The organism is Paenibacillus sp. Lou8.1 (assembly GCF_024213565.1).
GTDB lineage: Bacteria > Bacillota > Bacilli > Paenibacillales > Paenibacillaceae > Paenibacillus > Paenibacillus polymyxa_B.
In genome coordinates this window covers 129,864-147,978 of sequence record NZ_JANAVN010000014.1, presented here as the reverse complement: position 1 = coordinate 147,978, position 18,115 = coordinate 129,864, and the positions used below count along the sequence as shown (strand labels likewise).

Annotated in this window: 15 protein-coding genes; 12 read left to right on the top strand and 3 right to left on the bottom strand. The window is 46.1% G+C overall.

All coding sequences use genetic code 11. The annotated features are described in order from the left end of the window. Nucleotides 1-53: 53 nt before the first annotated feature. Nucleotides 54-1,058, top strand: coding sequence for a LacI family DNA-binding transcriptional regulator (locus tag NLX78_RS19860; RefSeq protein ID WP_069079639.1), 1,005 nt, complete (start codon nt 54-56; stop codon nt 1,056-1,058). Between the two features lie 99 nt (nt 1,059-1,157). On the opposite strand, the gene poxB is transcribed toward NLX78_RS19860, so the two are convergent. After that, nucleotides 1,158-2,882, bottom strand: a complete 1,725-nt coding sequence (poxB, locus tag NLX78_RS19855) for a ubiquinone-dependent pyruvate dehydrogenase (protein ID WP_254351350.1) — start codon at nt 2,880-2,882, stop codon at nt 1,158-1,160. 314 nt (nt 2,883-3,196) lie between these two features. Between poxB and NLX78_RS19850 the strand changes: the two genes are divergently transcribed. The 4 genes from NLX78_RS19850 (at nt 3,197) to NLX78_RS19835 (ending at nt 7,819) form a co-directional block, all read left to right on the top strand. Then, on the top strand, nt 3,197-4,690 hold the full coding sequence (locus NLX78_RS19850; protein ID WP_254351349.1) for a tagaturonate reductase: 1,494 nt from the start codon (nt 3,197-3,199) through the stop codon (nt 4,688-4,690). Between the two features lie 17 nt (nt 4,691-4,707). Continuing rightward, complete coding sequence (locus NLX78_RS19845) at nt 4,708-6,207, top strand: UxaA family hydrolase (protein WP_250268152.1); 1,500 nt, start codon at nt 4,708-4,710, stop codon at nt 6,205-6,207. A 127-nt stretch (nt 6,208-6,334) separates the two neighbouring features. After that, nucleotides 6,335-6,781 carry an acetyltransferase gene (locus NLX78_RS19840; protein WP_061830338.1) on the top strand — a complete coding sequence of 149 codons (447 nt, stop codon included), beginning with the start codon at nt 6,335-6,337 and terminating at the stop codon, nt 6,779-6,781. A gap of 180 nt (nt 6,782-6,961) precedes the next feature. Further along, nucleotides 6,962-7,819: a DNA-binding protein gene (locus NLX78_RS19835; RefSeq protein WP_250268154.1), complete on the top strand. Its 858-nt coding sequence runs from the start codon at nt 6,962-6,964 to the stop codon at nt 7,817-7,819. A gap of 247 nt (nt 7,820-8,066) precedes the next feature. Here NLX78_RS19835 and NLX78_RS19830 read toward each other — a convergent pair whose 3' ends face one another. After that, on the bottom strand, nt 8,067-8,957 hold the full coding sequence (locus NLX78_RS19830) for a hypothetical protein (RefSeq protein WP_254351348.1): 891 nt from the start codon (nt 8,955-8,957) through the stop codon (nt 8,067-8,069). Between the two features lie 253 nt (nt 8,958-9,210). On the opposite strand from NLX78_RS19830, the gene NLX78_RS19825 reads away from it, so the two are divergent. From NLX78_RS19825 to NLX78_RS19800, 6 genes are all read left to right on the top strand, one after another. Next, complete coding sequence (locus tag NLX78_RS19825) at nt 9,211-10,173, top strand: ABC transporter permease (protein WP_254351347.1); 963 nt, start codon at nt 9,211-9,213, stop codon at nt 10,171-10,173. A gap of 14 nt (nt 10,174-10,187) precedes the next feature. Continuing rightward, nucleotides 10,188-11,075 carry a carbohydrate ABC transporter permease gene (locus NLX78_RS19820; RefSeq protein ID WP_254351346.1) on the top strand — a complete coding sequence of 296 codons (888 nt, stop codon included), beginning with the start codon at nt 10,188-10,190 and terminating at the stop codon, nt 11,073-11,075. Nucleotides 11,076-11,101: 26 nt separating this feature from the next. Then, complete coding sequence (locus NLX78_RS19815; RefSeq protein WP_254351366.1) at nt 11,102-12,748, top strand: type 2 periplasmic-binding domain-containing protein; 1,647 nt, start codon at nt 11,102-11,104, stop codon at nt 12,746-12,748. A gap of 46 nt (nt 12,749-12,794) precedes the next feature. Beyond that, the gene (locus NLX78_RS19810; RefSeq protein ID WP_254351345.1) at nt 12,795-14,756 is read left to right on the top strand and encodes a sensor histidine kinase; all 1,962 of its coding nucleotides are present in this window, start codon (nt 12,795-12,797) and stop codon (nt 14,754-14,756) included. Then, entirely contained in the window at nt 14,728-15,516 is a 789-nt protein-coding gene (locus NLX78_RS19805) for a response regulator transcription factor (RefSeq protein WP_061830344.1), read from the top strand. Before NLX78_RS19810 ends, NLX78_RS19805 begins: the two co-directional genes overlap by 29 nt. A 131-nt stretch (nt 15,517-15,647) precedes the next feature. After that, nucleotides 15,648-16,460, top strand: coding sequence for a DUF3891 family protein (locus NLX78_RS19800; protein ID WP_254351344.1), 813 nt, complete (start codon nt 15,648-15,650; stop codon nt 16,458-16,460). Nucleotides 16,461-16,574: 114 nt separating this feature from the next. On the opposite strand, the gene NLX78_RS19795 is transcribed toward NLX78_RS19800, so the two are convergent. Further along, nucleotides 16,575-16,712, bottom strand: coding sequence for a hypothetical protein (locus NLX78_RS19795; protein WP_023988334.1), 138 nt, complete (start codon nt 16,710-16,712; stop codon nt 16,575-16,577). 257 nt (nt 16,713-16,969) lie between these two features. On the opposite strand from NLX78_RS19795, the gene NLX78_RS19790 reads away from it, so the two are divergent. Next, on the top strand, nt 16,970-18,115 hold the full coding sequence (locus NLX78_RS19790; RefSeq protein WP_069291775.1) for a glucose-1-phosphate adenylyltransferase: 1,146 nt from the start codon (nt 16,970-16,972) through the stop codon (nt 18,113-18,115).

The window sequence follows — 18,115 nt, the reverse complement described above, 5'->3', positions numbered from 1 at the left end:
GGTATGGTGGGTATATAATTTTTTTAGAGCCTCACTAAGGAAAGGATACGTATATGGCAGCTACCATTAAAGACATTGCCAAATTGGCTAATGTTTCCCATACAACCGTCTCCCGGGCGCTCAATAACAGCCCGCTGATTAAAGAAGATACGAAACGCAAAATTATGGAGTTGGCAGAGCAACTCAATTACATTCCAAATTTTAATGCCAAAAGCCTGGTTCTCCAGCGCTCGCATACGATTGGCCTGTTTTTCACCAGTATTTCAGAAGGCACCAGCTCCAGTTTTTTTGCGGATACCATCCGTGGAGTTAATCATGTCATCGGGGTGGATTACAATCTGTTTGTGCGAGGGATTGACGATTACGCCGATTTTTCGGCCATTCACCGCAAGCGTTTTGATGGTATCATTCTGATGAGCCAGAGCGAGGCGGACAACCCTTTTATTTATCATGTGCTCGGTCAAGGCATTCCGCTTGTTGTACTGAATCGGCAGGTATCCGGGGCGGGGATTGTAAATGTGATTTCAAATGATAAGGAAGGGTCCTATGAAGCGGTCTCCTTTCTCGTTGAAAGTGGGCATGAACGCATTGCGATCATTGAAGGGGTAGAAGGCTTCAAGTCTACCCAGCAACGCCGCGAGGGTTTTATGAATGCGTTGATTGATAGTGGTAAGCCGATTCGACATGAATATATCGTGCAAGGCCATTATGATACTGAAAGCGGAAGCCAGGCAATGAAGCAACTGCTTTCCTTGCAGGAGCCGCCGACAGCGGTATTTTGCTCTAACGATGATATGGCTATTGGGGCAATGAATGCGGTATTCGAAAATGGCTTGAAGGTACCAGAGGATATCTCTGTCATTGGTTTTGACGATATCGGGTTCTCAATGTATACGACTCCACCGTTAACAACGGTCAAAAGACCGATTGAGCAGATAAGTGAGCGCGGAGCCGCCTGCATTCTGGAACGAATTCAGTCACCGTCCAATGAGGGTGAGCTTATATTTATGGAGACCGCGCTCATGAAGCGGAAATCAACGGCAGGCAGACCACGCTGAGTCTCGTTTAATTAACAGGCAGGCCAAAGGGGCAGAAACCATGCTAGATGTATGGTTTCTGCCTCTTTTAGGTTAAAATGTGCTCCGCTTCGTCTGTATTTAACGAAAGAGATTGGTTTTAGCTAGTTCTACAATCTCGTCACCGCGTCCGTTCAGCATCGCTTTCATCATCCACAGTGTAAATCCTTCTGCTTGTTTAAGATTAATTTTGGGTGGCATGGATAGCTCTTGACGGTTGACCACCACGTCTACCACAACAGGGCCATCATGAGCCAATGCTTGCTGAATGGCATCCTCCAGCATTGTCGGATCTTCAACCCGGATGCCTTTGAGTCCCATGGCTTGCGCTACAGCACCAAAATCAGGATTCACCAGTTCCGTGCCGTTTTCCAGGAATCCGACCGCTTTCATTTCCAGCTCGACAAAACCGAGAGCGCCATTATTGAAAACAATGACTTTGATAGGCAGCTGATGCTGCTTCAGGGTGAGCAGGTCGCCCATCAGCATCGTGAGTCCGCCATCGCCTGAGAGGGCAATCACTTGTCGGTCAGGCTCAGTGGCCTGCGCTCCGATCGCCTGCGGCAGCGCATTTGCCATCGTGCCGTGGTTGAATGAGCCGAGAAGCCGACGCTGTCCATTCATCTGCAAATAACGCGCCGCCCATACAGTGGGAGTACCGACATCACAGGTGAAAATAGCATTTTGCTGCGCGGCGTCACTGATGACCTTGGCGAGATATTGCGGATGGATCGGCGTATGACCTGGTTTACCGACGGCAAGGTCATCCAACTCCTGGCGTACCTTGGTATAGTGGGAGACGGTTTTCTCTAGATGCCGGGAATCATGTTCTGACGTTAAATGCGGTAGCAGCATTTCCAATGTGGCTTTTACATCCCCGCATAAACCATACGTCAACGGAGTACGTCTGCCGAGATGGGCTGGCTCTATATCTACCTGTAGGACAATCGCATCTTCAGGGTAAAATTGTCTGTAAGGGAAGTCAGTTCCGAGCATAAGCAGGACGTCACAATCCATCATCGCATGGTACCCGGAAGAATACCCGATCAGTCCAGTCAATCCAGCATAATAAGGGTTGTCATACTCCAGATATTCCTTGCCTCGCAGAGCAGATACCATGGGGGACTTTAGCTTGTCACATAACTGTATGAGCAAGTCGTGAGATTGTGCACAGCCAGCGCCGCATAGTAACGTAATTCGTTTGCCTTTATTCAAATATTCGGCCAGTCGGGAAATTTCGGAAGCTGACGGGTGCACTACAGGTGCAGTGGGATGGTAGATATGTTCAGGGACGGGTACCTTTTCCGCCTCCAAAGCTGCTACATCACCGGGAAGAACAATGACGGATACACCTGAACGTGAAATTGCCTGTTGAATGGCCATGGTCACCGTTCTGGGAATTTGACGCGGTGTCGTAATCACCTCACAAAAGTGACTGCATTCTCCGAAAAGATGCTCAGGATGTGTAGCTTGAAAATATTCACTTCCGATTTCGTCGCTTGGAATATGAGCGGCAATAGCCAGTACAGGCACCCGATTGCGGTGGCAATCATATAAACCATTAATCAGATGTAAATTTCCGGGACCACTGCTTCCAGCACATACAGCAATGCTGCCACTAAGGTCAGCATCCGCTCCGGCTGCAAAGGCAGCCACTTCTTCGTGCCTTACATGAATCCATTCAATTTGACCGTTTCTGCGAATGGAATCAACCATATTATTTAGAGAATCTCCAACAATGCCATAAATCCGCTTGACCCCTGCATTGACCAAAACTTGTACAATAGTATCTGCGATTGTCTTCATAGATGTTCCTCCTGCCTAGTAAGTAGTGTTATCCTGCCCGCGCTTTCTTGCGTCTATTCTCCTGAAATGTATATAAGAACAAGGTTTCGGGATAGGGTGATAGTTAGCCTTAACCGTCTTAGATCAGGTGCGAAACAACAGAAAAAGGACGATATACTTGCAGATTTTTATATAAACGTATATGTTAACGTGTTCATGTTATTGTCATTATTATTTTTTTAAACTAAAAATGTTGATAAAACTATTTTGTTAACGTGTGCATTGTGATAAAATAACGATGAAATCATTATGGTAATTGTGGGAGGTTACTCCGGATGAAACAAGTAGATGAATTAGACCAATTAAACAGAAAAAGCTTTATCGTTACTGAACCACATCCCGAGAGGGTGCTGCAATTCGGGGAAGGGAACTTCCTGCGTGCTTTTGTAGACTGGCAATTTGACAAAATGAATAAGCTGGCAGAATGGAATACGGGAGTTGTGATTGTACAACCGCAGCCAGGAGGCCTCGTGGAGAAGCTTAACGAGCAGGATGGCCTGTATACGGTTATTCTTGAAGGGATTAAGGATGGGAAGGCCATGAAGGAGCATACCGTTGTGGAGTGCGTCACTCGTGGGATTAATCCGTACGGTTCGGACTTTGTGGAGTATGAAGCATTATCCCAAAAGCCGGAGCTGCGTTTTGTCGTGTCGAACACGACGGAAGCGGGGATCGCTTATGCCCCAGAGGATCAATTGGAAGATCGTCCGCAAAAGAGCTTTCCAGGCAAGCTAGCCGCCTTTCTGTACAAGCGCTTTCAATTCTTCGGGGGCGATCAGAGCAAGGGATTGGTGATCATTCCGTGCGAGCTCATCGACCGTAATGGAGACGCTCTCAAGGAAATCGTACTGAAATATGCGGACCAATGGAAGCTTGGGGCCGAGTTTATTGCATGGTTGGAGGAATCGAATACGTTCTGCAACAGTTTGGTCGATCGGATTGTACCTGGCTATCCCAAAGACCGAATCCATGAAATTCAAGCAGAATTAGGTTACAAGGACGATTTGGTTGTTGTGGGCGAACAGTATCATTTATGGGTTATTGAAGGGCCACAGTGGCTTAAAGAAGAATTACCTGCTCATTTGGCCGGATTGAATGTACTGATTGTTGACGATATGGCACCCTACCGTACACGGAAAGTACGCATTTTGAATGGAGCACATACGGCTCTTACACCTGTAGCTTATTTATATGGCCTGGACACGGTGGGGCAGGCGGTCGAGCATGATATTATGGGCAACTTTATCCAGTCGCTGATCCGAGAAGAAATTATTCCGACGCTGGACTCGTCAGAAGCGGAATTGAATGTATATGCCGACGATGTTATTGAACGATTCCGTAATCCATATGTAAGTCATTATGTTATGAGTATCGCACTAAATTCGGTGTCCAAGTTCAAGACACGGAACTTGCCATCCTTGCTCCAGTATGTGACACAGCGTAAGGCGTTGCCTGCCAAAATTGTATTTTCCCTGGCGTCTCTGATCGTATTTTATCGTGGAGACAGAAATGGTGAGTCGATTGCGTTGGCAGATGAAGCGGAAGTGTTGAGCATGTTTGGTGAACTGTGGAGTCAATATGACGGTACTCTCGCCGGGGCGAAGCAATTGACTGCGCTTGTACTCGGCCAGCAGACATGGTGGGGTCAAGACCTGAACCAGATCGAAGGGCTGGCTGAACAAACGGCACAGCACGTGTATGAAATTACAAGCAGAGGAATGAAGGAGACGCTCGATTCTCTAACCGAGAACAGCGTGCCCAGAGCATAAGCAAGGAGGAGACCGGAATGCTGGAATTCATTCAAATTCATGATCAAGATAACGTGGCTGTCGCCTTGCGTGATTACAAGCAGGGAGAGACACTGGCGTGGGGAGCACAAGAAGAACAACGAGTGGAGCTAGCCGAGGATGTAGCACGTGGGCATAAAATCGCCTTGCAGGATATACCGGAAGGTGAGCATGTTCTGAAATACGGATATCCCATTGGTCATGCCATTCAGCCCATTCAGGCAGGACAGCATGTGCATACGCATAATACGAAGACGAACCTGACAGGCGTGGAGGAGTACACTTATAAGCCTAAGCCAGCTCCTCATTTATATGAACAGGAGAGTCGTACGTTTCAAGGTTTTCGGCGAAAGGACGGTCGTGTGGGGATTCGCAATGAGTTGTGGATTGTGCCGACGGTCGGCTGTGTGAACGGGATCGCTGAACTTATTTTAAACCGTTTCAAGCAGGAAGCGGGAGATATTTCACCTTTTGAAAATGCACTTGTGCTTAAGCATAACTATGGTTGTTCTCAGTTGGGTGACGATCACGCACATACGCGCACGATTTTGATCGATGCTGTGAAACATGCGAACGCAGGTGGCGTACTTGTACTGGGTTTGGGCTGTGAGAACAATGAAATGAAAGAATTTAAGGAAGCCATCGGGGAATATGATTCGGAGCGGGTAAAGTTTTTGCTTTCCCAGGATGTGTCGGATGAAGTAGAGGAAGGGGTAAGGTTGCTTCATGAAATTTTTGCGGCCGTGCAAGAAGATCGACGGGAACCTGTACCTTTGTCTGAGCTGAACATCGGCTTGAAATGCGGTGGATCTGATGGCTTATCGGGTATTACTGCCAACCCATTACTCGGACGATTGTCGGATTATATGGCCGCGCAAGGTGGAACAACGGTATTGACAGAAGTACCTGAAATGTTCGGGGCGGAGACGATTTTAATGGAGCGCGCTGCCGATGAGCAAGTATTTAATAAGATCGTACATCTGATTAACGATTTCAAACAATATTTTCTGGATTACAAGCAGCCAGTATACGAAAATCCGTCGCCGGGCAATAAAGCAGGGGGCATCACGACACTGGAGGATAAATCACTGGGCTGTACGCAAAAATCCGGGTCTTCCACGGTCACTGATGTCATTCAGTACGGGGAGCGTCTTAAGACCAAGGGACTCAACCTACTCAGCGCACCGGGCAACGATCTAGTGGCATCTTCAGCTCTCGCCGCAGCGGGCTGCCAGCTCGTCATTTTCACAACCGGACGCGGTACGCCGTTTGGCTCCTTTGTTCCGACGATGAAGGTCTCAACCAACTCGCCGTTGTATAAAGCTAAACCTCATTGGATCGACTATAACGCCGGTTCACTGGTGGAGGATGTCAGTATGGAAGAAGCGCTCCGCAACTTTGTTGATTACATTGTCGATGTAGCCAGCGGAACCTGGGTGAACAATGAGAAAAACAATTTCAGAGAGCTCGCTATTTTTAAAAACGGTGTTACGTTGTAAAAGGCTGTAGTGTAAGGGAGGCGGAATTATTCCGCTTCCTTTTTTGTGTTTGTATGCTTCAAAATAGGCATGTTAGACTTACTGCAAAACATGCAATATCGATTTTTAAATGAGGGGGGAAGTACAAGTGCAAAATGAAATTGTTGCTTATCGTGAAGAAAATCATGATCAACTCGTTGATATTTGGCAGCGGGCTGTACGCCGGACGCACACATTTTTGTCGGAAGAGGACATTCAATTTTATCATCATATCGTACGCAATGGTGTTTTAAGAGAACTTGAAGTTTGGATGGAATGGAATACAAGTCAAGAACCAACAGGTTTTATCGGGCTGGACGGATTGAAAATAGAGATGCTGTTTGTGGACCCTGAACGGCATGGGCAGGGCATAGGCAGCCGACTCATCCAGTATGCTGAAAAGATAAAAGGGAAGCATCTCAAAGTGGACGTGAATGAGCAGAACGAGAAAGCGTATGCTTTCTACAGACATTACGGCTTTGTACAAACGGGGCGATCTGCACTGGATGGATCAGGTAGGGCATTTCCTTTGCTTCACATGGAAATGAACAAGTGAACGATCCACTTACATCGGTATTTTAAAAACTGGAATATATTATCATAATGCACTTGTCATATGCTTGAATTTATGATATAACTTAATTACGTGATAAATACGTAATTAAGTTATTTTCAGTTAGGATTTAGATCTACTTTTGTTTGGTGAATATAAAAGTCGGATAAGGAGGCGGGAACGGTGGATGATCTTGTTCACTCCGACATCACAGATCTAGACACACTTGTTAACATGATTAAGCTGTCTTTTTCATTTGCGGATGGTGCCAATATGATTGCTTTATGCGACCGGTTGTATAGCCATGTCAACCAAAAGTATCAGGAATTACAGCTCTACAAAGCGCGCAAGAAACCTATACCACCCATACATACCAAACGGCCGCTAGTCTACTACTACGGCTACAGTCATCTCATGAAAGGCATGGCCTTCCAAAAACAGGGCAAGTATGAGGCCGCTCGCGATTGCATCGAAAAATATGCAGAATTGGGCTGGTTTAATGGTCTCGATCAATATGGGGAAGCAGAGGTCGAATATTACCGCTATGCTGCCAGAGCTAATTTGTATGCCCTTGATATTTTGTCAGGCCATGCCGAAGTGTTGCAGGAATACATGCAATTTCTTCATAATAATCCGGAAGAGCTGTTACCGGGGCTTCTTTCCATCGTTGAGGGAGCGTCGAGATATGACTATCCTTTAGAGGCTGTGCTTGAATCATTTGCCGAACAAATTGAAGGTTTTAAATATTTAGAAGAGCCCGTGAATGTATCTTATTATTTTCGCTTCTGCTATCAGTTGGCTCTTTATTATATCAAGCAACAACAGTTTACGGTTGCGTTGGGCTATATCCTGCAATCTCTCATGTTGTCCGATACCCTGGGTATGGAACATGAGCATGAGTTTAGGAAATGTACCGCTATATTTGAAATTTTCAGATCCCAAGCGACAGCAACACAGCAAGACCAATATATAACTATTTTAAAAGGAGTGTTAAAGGATGAAAAAATTGATTTCACGCCCTCTGTCGCTCAGTCTGTTTAGCTTGCTAGTGTTTGTTACAAGTCATGACCTCATCACGGTATTCTATCATGGAGCCAATCATTAAGAAGGCAGAAGTAAAGTAGAAAATTAGTTGTTTTAGCAGGTAGGCAGTTCATTTGAAAATATGATGTGGAAGTACACCCAATAGCAAGTAAGCTCATTAAGATCAGGGCTTACTTGCTATTTGGCGTATTATGAAGATCGATCATAACGCATATATATAACGTGGTACATGTCCCAAAATTATTTAAGCTGTCGTAGGTTTATGCAGCAAACCTTGTTCTGAGGGGTGCAATGAAATTCTTGTCTGTTGGTAGCACGGGAATGGTTCTTCCGTGCTGTATGATCTGCTTTTTAACGCTGCATCTAGTGCCCATAGCAAGGAGCCTATGAATTGCTCTGGAGAAAAGAAAATGCTTTTCCCGACCATATGAATGTGAAGCTCGTTATGGTCACGGTTACTTACAGACAGCAATATACCTTGACCCTGAAAACCCGTACCGATTGCGCGTATTTTGTTTATACCCGAGAGCAGCATTTCCGTTTTCACCGCACGCCCCTGTTCCTCCACAAATACAGAAATCAGGCGTTTGTCTGTAACGATAACAATTTGGTTACCCCGAAACGTATGGCTCAGGTGTAGAAAATCTTTATATACCCCAATAGTCTGCTCATGCGAAGAAACAATCCCCATTCGTACAAACTCATCCAGCTCAGTGATATCGGGCTCCTGGTGATTTTTAATTCGTTTTTTGATACTGAACTGAATGGTTAGGATACCCAGAATAGCTATGAGAAAAGCGCTAAGTCGGACGTTAAATACAAAGAACATCAGGACAATAAGGCCGCCTACTAACCACTGTCCCCAAGTTAGATAGCGCAGCTTTTGTTGTACCGTACGACGATAATAACCGTAGCCCTTTCCCGGTTGATACTCCTTAGTAAACTTTGTCATACCACGCATCATGGTTAATCCATAGACGGATAAAATTGTCATCGCGAGCGCCAAGAGCGTCATAAGCCATTCCTGAGCTGCAATGCCAACTAAAGTGCACAGGCCAAACATGATGAGCCCCGCCCAGCAGGCAACCTTTTTAATTCGGACCTGTTTCTGAATCGAACGAACCAATTCTTCCATTCTTAATCCTCCTGATCTAGGTATATAGGTAATGATTGGAATCACATATAGTCTTATCGTACCATCTGATAGTCTTCTTCGTAAATTAATAGATGTAAATATCCAAAGGCTGGAAGAAAACTTGTGCGTATAGTTAGATCCCCACCTGAAATTTAGATACCAAAATCAAAAAATCCAGTACTACTCATTCGAAGCAGAAGCCTCTAAAATAATAAATGTAAGTGCTTACATCACAAAGAAGGGAGGTCCTCGTATGAGTACAGGATGGAAGAATCTGCAGACACAGCCGCCGGTTCGATCGGGGAGAGGGGCATCACTAGCGCGCAAATGGGTTCAACAAAGACATTTGCAGACCATGGCGCTGCTTGGGGTGGTTTGGATGATTATTTTTCATTACATTCCGATGTACGGTATTTTAATTGCTTTCAAACATTTTGACATCATTGGAACCATATCAAGCGCACCTTGGGCGGGGTTAGAGCATTTTCGGGCCTTTTTGGAGGATGATAACTTTTGGTACATTGTCAAAAACACACTGGGCATTAGCTTGCTCAAGCTGGCGATTGGGTTCCCGTTGCCCATTGTATTTGCTCTCTTCCTGAATGAAATACGATCCATTCGGTTCAAAAAATCTATTCAGACCATTTCGTACCTTCCTCACTTTTTATCTTGGGTTATTCTTGGCGGGATCTTAACGACGTGGCTGGCAGATACCGGGATGATTAATCAACTATTGCTAGCCTGGGGGTGGATTGACCAGCCGATCAGTTATTTGGCAGAGCCGAGCTATTTTTGGGCTATCGTCGTTAGCTCGGATATCTGGAAGGAGCTTGGATGGTCAGCTATTATCTATTTGGCAGCAATGGCGGGGGTATCTACGGACATGTACGAAGCGGCCACCATTGACGGGGCCGGACGCTTTCAGAAAATGTGGTACGTCACACTTCCCGCTATCAAGGGGACAATATCCATTTTGTTTATTTTGGCGGTCAGCGGCATATTGAACTCCAACTTCGATCAAATTCTCGTCCTGCGTAACTCGCTGAATGAAAGTGCAAGTAATGTAGTTGATATTTATGTATATCAAGTGGGCATTCAGCAGGGCCGTTTCTCGTATTCTACCGCAGTGGGTTTGCTAAAATCGGTTCTTGCTCTCATTTTGCTGCTAATTGCCAATTCGGTGACCAAGCGGGTGAATAATACATCCCTATTTTGAAGGAGGACGGCTGCATGCAGCTATTGCAACGCAGAACAGCAGGCGAAGCGATATTCGATTTCGTGAACAACGTCTTCATGCTGATCATTTGTTTTGTGACGTTGTATCCCGTGTGGTATGTGCTGGTGAACTCCTTTAACGAAGGAGCAGACGCGATGAGGGGCGGCATTTACTGGTGGCCGAGGGTCTTCAGTCTGGGCAGCTATCAGGCTGTGTTTGCCAACAACGGTATTATGACTGCGATGGGAGTGACTATTGCCAAGACATTAATCGGCACGATTGTTCATGTGTTTTTTACCGCTATGATTGCATATGCATATTCCCGTAAGGAGCTGATCGGGCGCAAGCTATATATGCTGATCGGCACCATTACCCTGTTTTTCGGTGGGGGATTGATTCCAACGTATTTGCTGATTCGTGATCTCAGACTGCTGGACAGCTTTTGGGTGTACATCATTCCTGCGATGTTCAGCTTTTTTGACCTTATTATTTTTATGGCTTTTTTCCGAGAACTGCCGGATGCATTGGAAGAGGCGGCGAAAATAGACGGTGCGAACGATTTCGGTATCTTTTGCCGGATCGTGCTTCCTGTATCTATGCCGGTAGTAGCGACGATTGCGTTGTTTCATGGGGTATACCAGTGGAACGATTATTTTACTGGAATGATCTATATTAATAATACGGATCTTCAGCCGATTCAAACGTATTTGTATCGGGTTGTTGCCCAATCCAGCTCTAATCAGATGATGGCTGCTGCACCGGGGGTCGTTGCCCAGTCCGTCACTTCGCAATCGATCAAGCTGGCGACGATGGTTGTGACGACACTGCCCATTGTACTGGTATATCCTTTTCTGCAAAAATATTTCGTCAAGGGTCTGATGATCGGCTCGATTAAGGGATAGCACATCATCCAAGGGGGAGATTTATGATGAACATTCGCAAATGGCAGAAGGGGCTGTTGGCTTCTGTTCTGCTGGTGGGTTTGCTCGCGGCATGTACGTCCGGTGGAGGCGGTACTGTCACGGAATTGAAGGACGAGAAGACCAAGGCTACGGCAGATGTACCAGGATGGAAGGCGGATATGGAGCCGATTACGTTTGACTGGTATTTGAACTTTTCCTGGTTCCCGAACAAGTGGGGGACGGATATGACCTCAAAGTATGTTACGCAAAAGACTGGGGTCAGCGTCAATTTTATCGTACCCGCAGGGAATGAAAATGAAAAGCTCAATACCATGCTGGCCTCCGGCAAGCTGCCTGATTTTGTCACGCTGGGTTGGGGAGAGGACGCGGTCAAAAAAATGATCGAGGGTAAGATGGTGCTTCCGCTCAACAAGCTGGCCGAGAAATACGATCCGTATCTGATTAAAATAGCTGATCCGGCGAAAATGTCCTGGTATCGCCAAACGGACGGGAACGTATACGGGTATCCTAACGCTTCTTCTTCGCCACAGGATTATCAAAAATACGGCCAAAATTTTGTGTCCAACCAGACGTTTATGGTTCGGAAGGATATGTACGAGGCGATCGGCAAACCAGATATGAGGACACCAGAAGGATTTTTGAAAGCGCTTCAAAAAGTGAAAGAGAAATTTCCGGAGGTGAACGGTCAGCCTCTTATCCCGATAGGATTTCACGAATTTACAGATAACGGAAATTATTCTTTTGAAGACTATTTACTCAATTTTCTAGCCATTCCTCATGAAAAGGACGGCAAGCTATACGATCGTCGTTCGGACGAAGAGTATATTCGCTGGCTCAAAACATTCCGTCAAGCAAATGAGCAGGGCCTGATCGCCAAGGACGTATTTATCGACAAACGTCCGCAAATGGAGGAAAAGGTGGCACAGGGCCGATATTTTGCCATGCTATATCAGCGTTCTGACTTTGCCACTCAACAGGTACTGTTATATGCGAAGGACCCGAACTCCGTCTATATCGCGGTGGATGGACCTTCGAACAGTAAGCTGGACCCGCCGACGCTCGCCGGGCCTGGTATTTCCGGCTGGACGGTGACGCTTATTTCGAAGGATGTCAAAGACAAGGAGCGAGCTATTGAATTTCTGACTTATCTGATTAGCGAGGAAGGAAATCGTGACCTGTATCTGGGGGAGCAGGGCAAGCTATGGGACATGGTTAACGGTAAGCCAGCCTTCAAGCCGGAGGTACAGGAGCTGTTGAACAAGGATCGTTCTGCTTTTGATAAAAAATATGGCGCCTCCTTCACCTTCTGGATGCTGATGGATACGAATATGAATTTGCAGTGGGCGCCGCCCAGCGTCGAGCCGTATAAGCAGCCAGAGGATTGGACGAAAGGGAAGACGAAAGGCTTCTCCCAATATGACAATATTAAACCGACTGGAACTTCGGCAGAGGGCATTGCGTCAGGCCAGATAGATAAAATTTGGGGCAAGACATTGCCGAAGCTGCTGCTGACTTCCTCAGATGAGGAATTCGACCAGCTGTTTGCTCGCTTTTTGGAAGACCGCAGAAAAGCAGGATATGACAAAGTTATGGCCTATCAGCAAAAAGCCTATGAGGAAAACCTTAAGAAAATTGAACAGTTCACCAAATGATTTAATTCAATGCTTTAATCTATTGAACCCCTAAGGATGTGATTTCATGCCAGGCCGTGCACGTTCACAGATGAAGAGCCTGCTGCGCCGCACTATATGGCAGTGGATGAAGGGGACGGCCGATCGGCTTGGCGGTTGCTCCCTTCAAGTTAAGCTCATTGTCGCGTATATCGGAGTCATTTTAATCCCGGTGGTATTATTCTCGCTATATACCTTTCACCAACTGTACGAGAATACCATGCACGACATCACCGTACAAAATCAGTATGTGTTGGATACAGAGCTGGCCCATATTCATAGCAATATGGAAATTATGGAGCGAACCGCACAGCTTGCGATCTCAGATCGCAACGTACTTCGTTATCTGACCGAGGAACGTGAAATAAGCAGCGATGAGCTAGTCCAATTCAACTTGAATGTGTTTCCAAATTTACAGCACTTGCTGTACAGTAATCCCAATGTAGAGAACATTCGACTGTATACCAATAATCCCCAGACGCATGAAATATGGCCGATGATTTTCAAAGAATCACGATTGCCTAAGGCTTCCTGGCTGAAAACGGCCCAACTCCAACAAGGGAAAATATGGTGGGAAATGTACAAGGGGCCGAAAAGCTTACTTCTGGGGCAATCCCGGCAGGAAAGTGAGACAGTGCAGTATATGGCACTGCTGCGTGAAATTCAGTCTACCGGAGGAAGACACGCAGGTCTGGTAGAAACAAACATGAGGCTGGAGCTATTTTCACCTAGAGTATTTGGAATCCCACAACGTGATCGTGCATGGCAAATGTTCATTCTGGACGGCGATTCCAGCGCAAGGAACGCTGACAAACCAATGTCTTCTAGCGATATAGCTACAGCTTCCTCTCTATCAGATTCAATTTCCATCCCTCTGTCCCATGTGCACCATCTGTTTCAGTCCCAGGTTCAGGGACCGGGTGGTGCTTTTGATTTTTCCTATGAGAATAAGCCTTATCTCGGTATGTATCGTTATATAGAAGGGTTGGACGCCTATTTGCTAAATGTGGTGGCGCTGGACGGTCCGCTGGGTGATCTCCGCCAGAAACGCAATGCCATGCTGCTCATTATTAGTATGCTGATTGTGTTTATGTCCGTCATTTCTTATACCCTGCATGCCTTCATTCTCAAGCAGCTACATACACTGCGTGAATCCATGAAAAAAGTAGAGCAGGAGGGTGACTTTCAGCTTAGAATTCCAGTATATGGGCGGGGAGAAGTGGCTGAGCTGGCTCTATATTTTCGCAGTCTGCTAAGTCGGATTAACGGACTCATTGCCGAGGCAGTACACAAGCAGGCCGCTGCTCAGGAGGCTGAACTGCTAGCGCTCAAGCATCAGATTGATTCCCATTTTCTCTATAATACATTGGAAAATTTAAAAATGATGGCGGAGATAGAACGGCAGTATCCGCTGTCGGATGCCCTTACCTCCCTTGGCTCGATGATGCGTTATAATCTCCAATGGTCCGGGTCATGTGTTGCGTTGAGAGATGAAATCCGACATATCCAGCATTACGTGGCCATCATGAACATTCGCCACGATAACCAAATTGGATTGGAAATTCATCTATCGTCGGCGTTTATGGAACTGGAGATGCTGAAAATGTCGCTGCAGCCTGTAGTCGAAAATGCTATCAAGCACGGTTGGAGTACATTGCAAAGCCCATTCAGCATCACGATTGAAGCCTGCTCTAAGCAGGATATCATAGAATTGCGTATACAGGATAACGGAGTGGGGATATCTGAAGAAAGAAGAAACGCCATCATGGCTGGTCTAGTGCGAACGGATATGGATTCCCATGAGCCCGGGATGAATGGGGGAATCGGTTTGTATAATGTGCATCGCCGTTTAAGTATGCAGTATGGCGAAGAGTATGGCATAAGACTGGACAGCATCCCCGGACAATCGACGACAGTGACCCTAATTTTGCCTAGACGTTACATGATGAGGGGGGCGGACCATGACGACCAAGCTGTTGATTGCGGATGACGAGAAAAATATTCGAATGGGACTTCAAGCTATGATCGAACGGGAATTTTCCGGTCTCTATGAATGTTTACTGGTCAAGGACGGAAGGGAAGCCTGGCAGCATGTGAAGCAGTTTTTGCCCGAGTTGGTGATAACGGATATCCGTATGCCTGTTATGGATGGCATTATGCTGATGCAGCATATTCGCGAGCTGGAGCCGGAACGCAGACCTTTGGTGATCATTCTCAGTGGATATGACGAGTTCCAGTATGCGCGCGAAGCGATTCGCTGCGGGGCACGGGAGTATTTGCTCAAGCCGATTGTAAGGGAGGAGCTGTTTGGTGCGCTGGCAGTTTTGAATGAGGAATTGAAGGAGAGGAACCACCTCATAGACGATAGTGTTGTCAGCGTAGAGAAAGATAGACTGGCTGGCGCGAGTGTGATCGCCGATAGAAACGGTAGCATGACACGTGCTATCCAATACATCCATGCTCATTACAGCGAGGATTTAAATATGGCAGTAGTATCCAATTCAGTATCCTTGAATTATACGTATTTTAGTCAGGCTTTCAAAGCCTATACAGGCCTTAGCTTTGTTCAATATGTAAAAAGGCTGCGCATTGCAGAAGCCAAAAAGCTGCTGGAGTGTCAAGGGGGCAAGATTTATGAAATTGCGGCTAACGTGGGTTTTGACAATGCAAAGCATTTTAACAAAGTGTTTCGTGAGCTGGAGGGGATGACCCCACAGCAGTTTCGAGTGCAGAATCAAAAGGGTAATTAGATATAAAGGGGCGGAAAACTTGCCTGCCTTTTTACCCTTATCCTGATATAATAAACGTAAGCATAACCATGGCCTTCGATCAGAGAGTTTGTACACAATCACACGAATCGCCGAACGGAAGGGGAGAGCATATGGTTATTTATGAAACGGACCAAGCTTATATCATGACGACCCAGCATGACCATGCCCATATTTCGGGTGAGTTGGCTTCGCAATGGGAGGAGAGTGCCTTCAAGAATAGACGTCATAAGCAGGATTTTGTATATGCAGCAAGGGAGCATGATCGGGGTTGGATACAGTTAGACGCTGCTCCTTTCTGGAATGATCATGTATCTGCACCATATACATTTATTGATTTTCCGCTCAGTCCACGTTTTGTTTTCTATCGTCTTGGGATTGATGAAGTCGAACAAGGAAGTATGTATGCGGCGTTACTGTGTAGCTTGATGTACAAGGAGCTAGTCGGACGGACCGAGCATCAAAACGCTCAGGACAAGCAGATTACGCATGCTTATCAGGAGGCGGAGGAACAGCGTCGGCAGAGGCTCAAACAGGAGTTGGCATGTGGCGTAACCTTCGACCATCAAGTGCGGACCGATGTACGGAGAATGTTGTTTTGCGACGAATTGAGTCTGTTTTTGTGCAGCCGAGAGCCGGGTACGCCTACAGCAGATTATGAATGGTTTGCTGAAGGTTTAAGCTTCCCGGCTGTTCGACATGAAAGCGGGCGAGTTTGGGCCGAGTGGCTATCGGATCAGACTGTAGGTCTTTCCTTTTTTCCTTTCAGGGGAAAGGTAGGGATTACTCATACCTTTAAGAAGGTGGACAAGGAGAAAATTCGTACCTTTGGTCTCCTAGAGGCTTACCGTTCTTCCGAATGGACGCATCGAACCTTTACCGTTGAACATATCATGGAAGTAGAAGAACATAAGGAGAATGCCTGACCGTCTACGGATACAGCCTCGAACCATATTTTGTTCGTAGACGCAGAAAAAAGTCAGAGCAAAGCCTCCCTGAACCATGATTCAGAGAGGCTCGCTTTTTCTACCTTTAACATTCTACGATTTTGCAGATGTTTTCGCACGATTGACAATGGTCTGTACCTTATTCAATACCTTATCGCGTGCCCCTTTATTTTTCATCAGATACGTAACACCCATTCCCAATGCTGCTACCACCCATTTTTTATTCTTCATGAATAACGCCTCCTTATGATCATGTTGTCATACACGAATACTTTAAAAGTATCCAAAATGTGAAAAGATGAACGGGATTTTACGATTTAGTGATTCCTTGCACTCGTTCCGCATAACTATGATTTTACCCTTCTCCATCACATCTTACCCGTTCCTTCGCCAATGAAACGATTACGACTGTCTTTTCATGTTTAATGGATATTATCAAATATCCCGCCACAATTGCTTCAGACGCACATGACAGGGAGGTCTTTGTTATGAGAAAGAAGGAAGTGGTTGCCATGCTGCTCGCCGGCGGACAAGGCAAAAGACTCAAAGGACTTACCCGTACACTAGCCAAACCGGCAGTGTTTTTTGGAGGAACTTACCGCATTATTGATTTCCCTCTCAGCAATTGCACTCATTCTGGTATAGACACCGTAGGCGTATTGACCCAATACGAGCCGTTGGTGCTTCATTCCTATATCGGCGTAGGCAGCGACTGGGATTTGGATCGCCTGGATGGAGGAGTGTTCGTTTTACCTCCGCACGAGAAAGAAAATGGAAACAACTGGTACAGGGGCACGGCGGATGCAATTTATCGAAACCTGCATTTCTTGGATCAGTATGACCCGGAGCATGTACTCATTCTGTCAGGGGATCACATTTATAAAATGGACTACAGTCGAATGCTCCACTATCACAAGGAGAAGGAAGCAGACTGCACCATTTCTGTCATCAATGTCACGATTCAGGAAGCCCAACGATTTGGGATACTGAACGCCGATGATGATCTGAAAATATACGACTTTGAGGAGAAGCCTGAACAGCCGAAAAGTACATTGGCCTCCATGGGCATTTATTTGTTCAAATGGGAGGTGTTGCGTCGCTATTTACTGGAAAGCGCAAGCGATTCTGAATCCTCACATGATTTTGGCAAGGATATCATTCCATTGTTGCTTCAGCATGGCCGGTCGCTGTATGCGTACCCGTTTGCCGGGTACTGGAAGGATGTAGGTACCATTCAGAGCTTGTGGGAGTCCAACATGGATCTTCTGGTTCAGGATCCGCCTTTGGATCTGAACGATCCTTTCTGGCGCATCTATACCCGCAGTCCCAATCAACCGGCCCAGTATATAACCCAACGGGCGATTCTCAAAAACAGTATTGTAAATGAAGGCTGCATGGTAGATGGAGAAGTAAGGCATTCTGTACTATTTTATGGGGTCGAAGTAGGTGAAGGGAGCGTTATTACCGATTCTGTCATCATGCCGAACGTAAAAATTGGGCGCAATGTACGTATCCACCGGGCTATCGTGAATGAGAACATCGTTATTGAAGACAACGCGTTTATCGGACCTGAAGATAGTTCTGATGAGATTATTTTGTTCGATCAGGAAAGCCAGCTTCATGCACGAATTTAA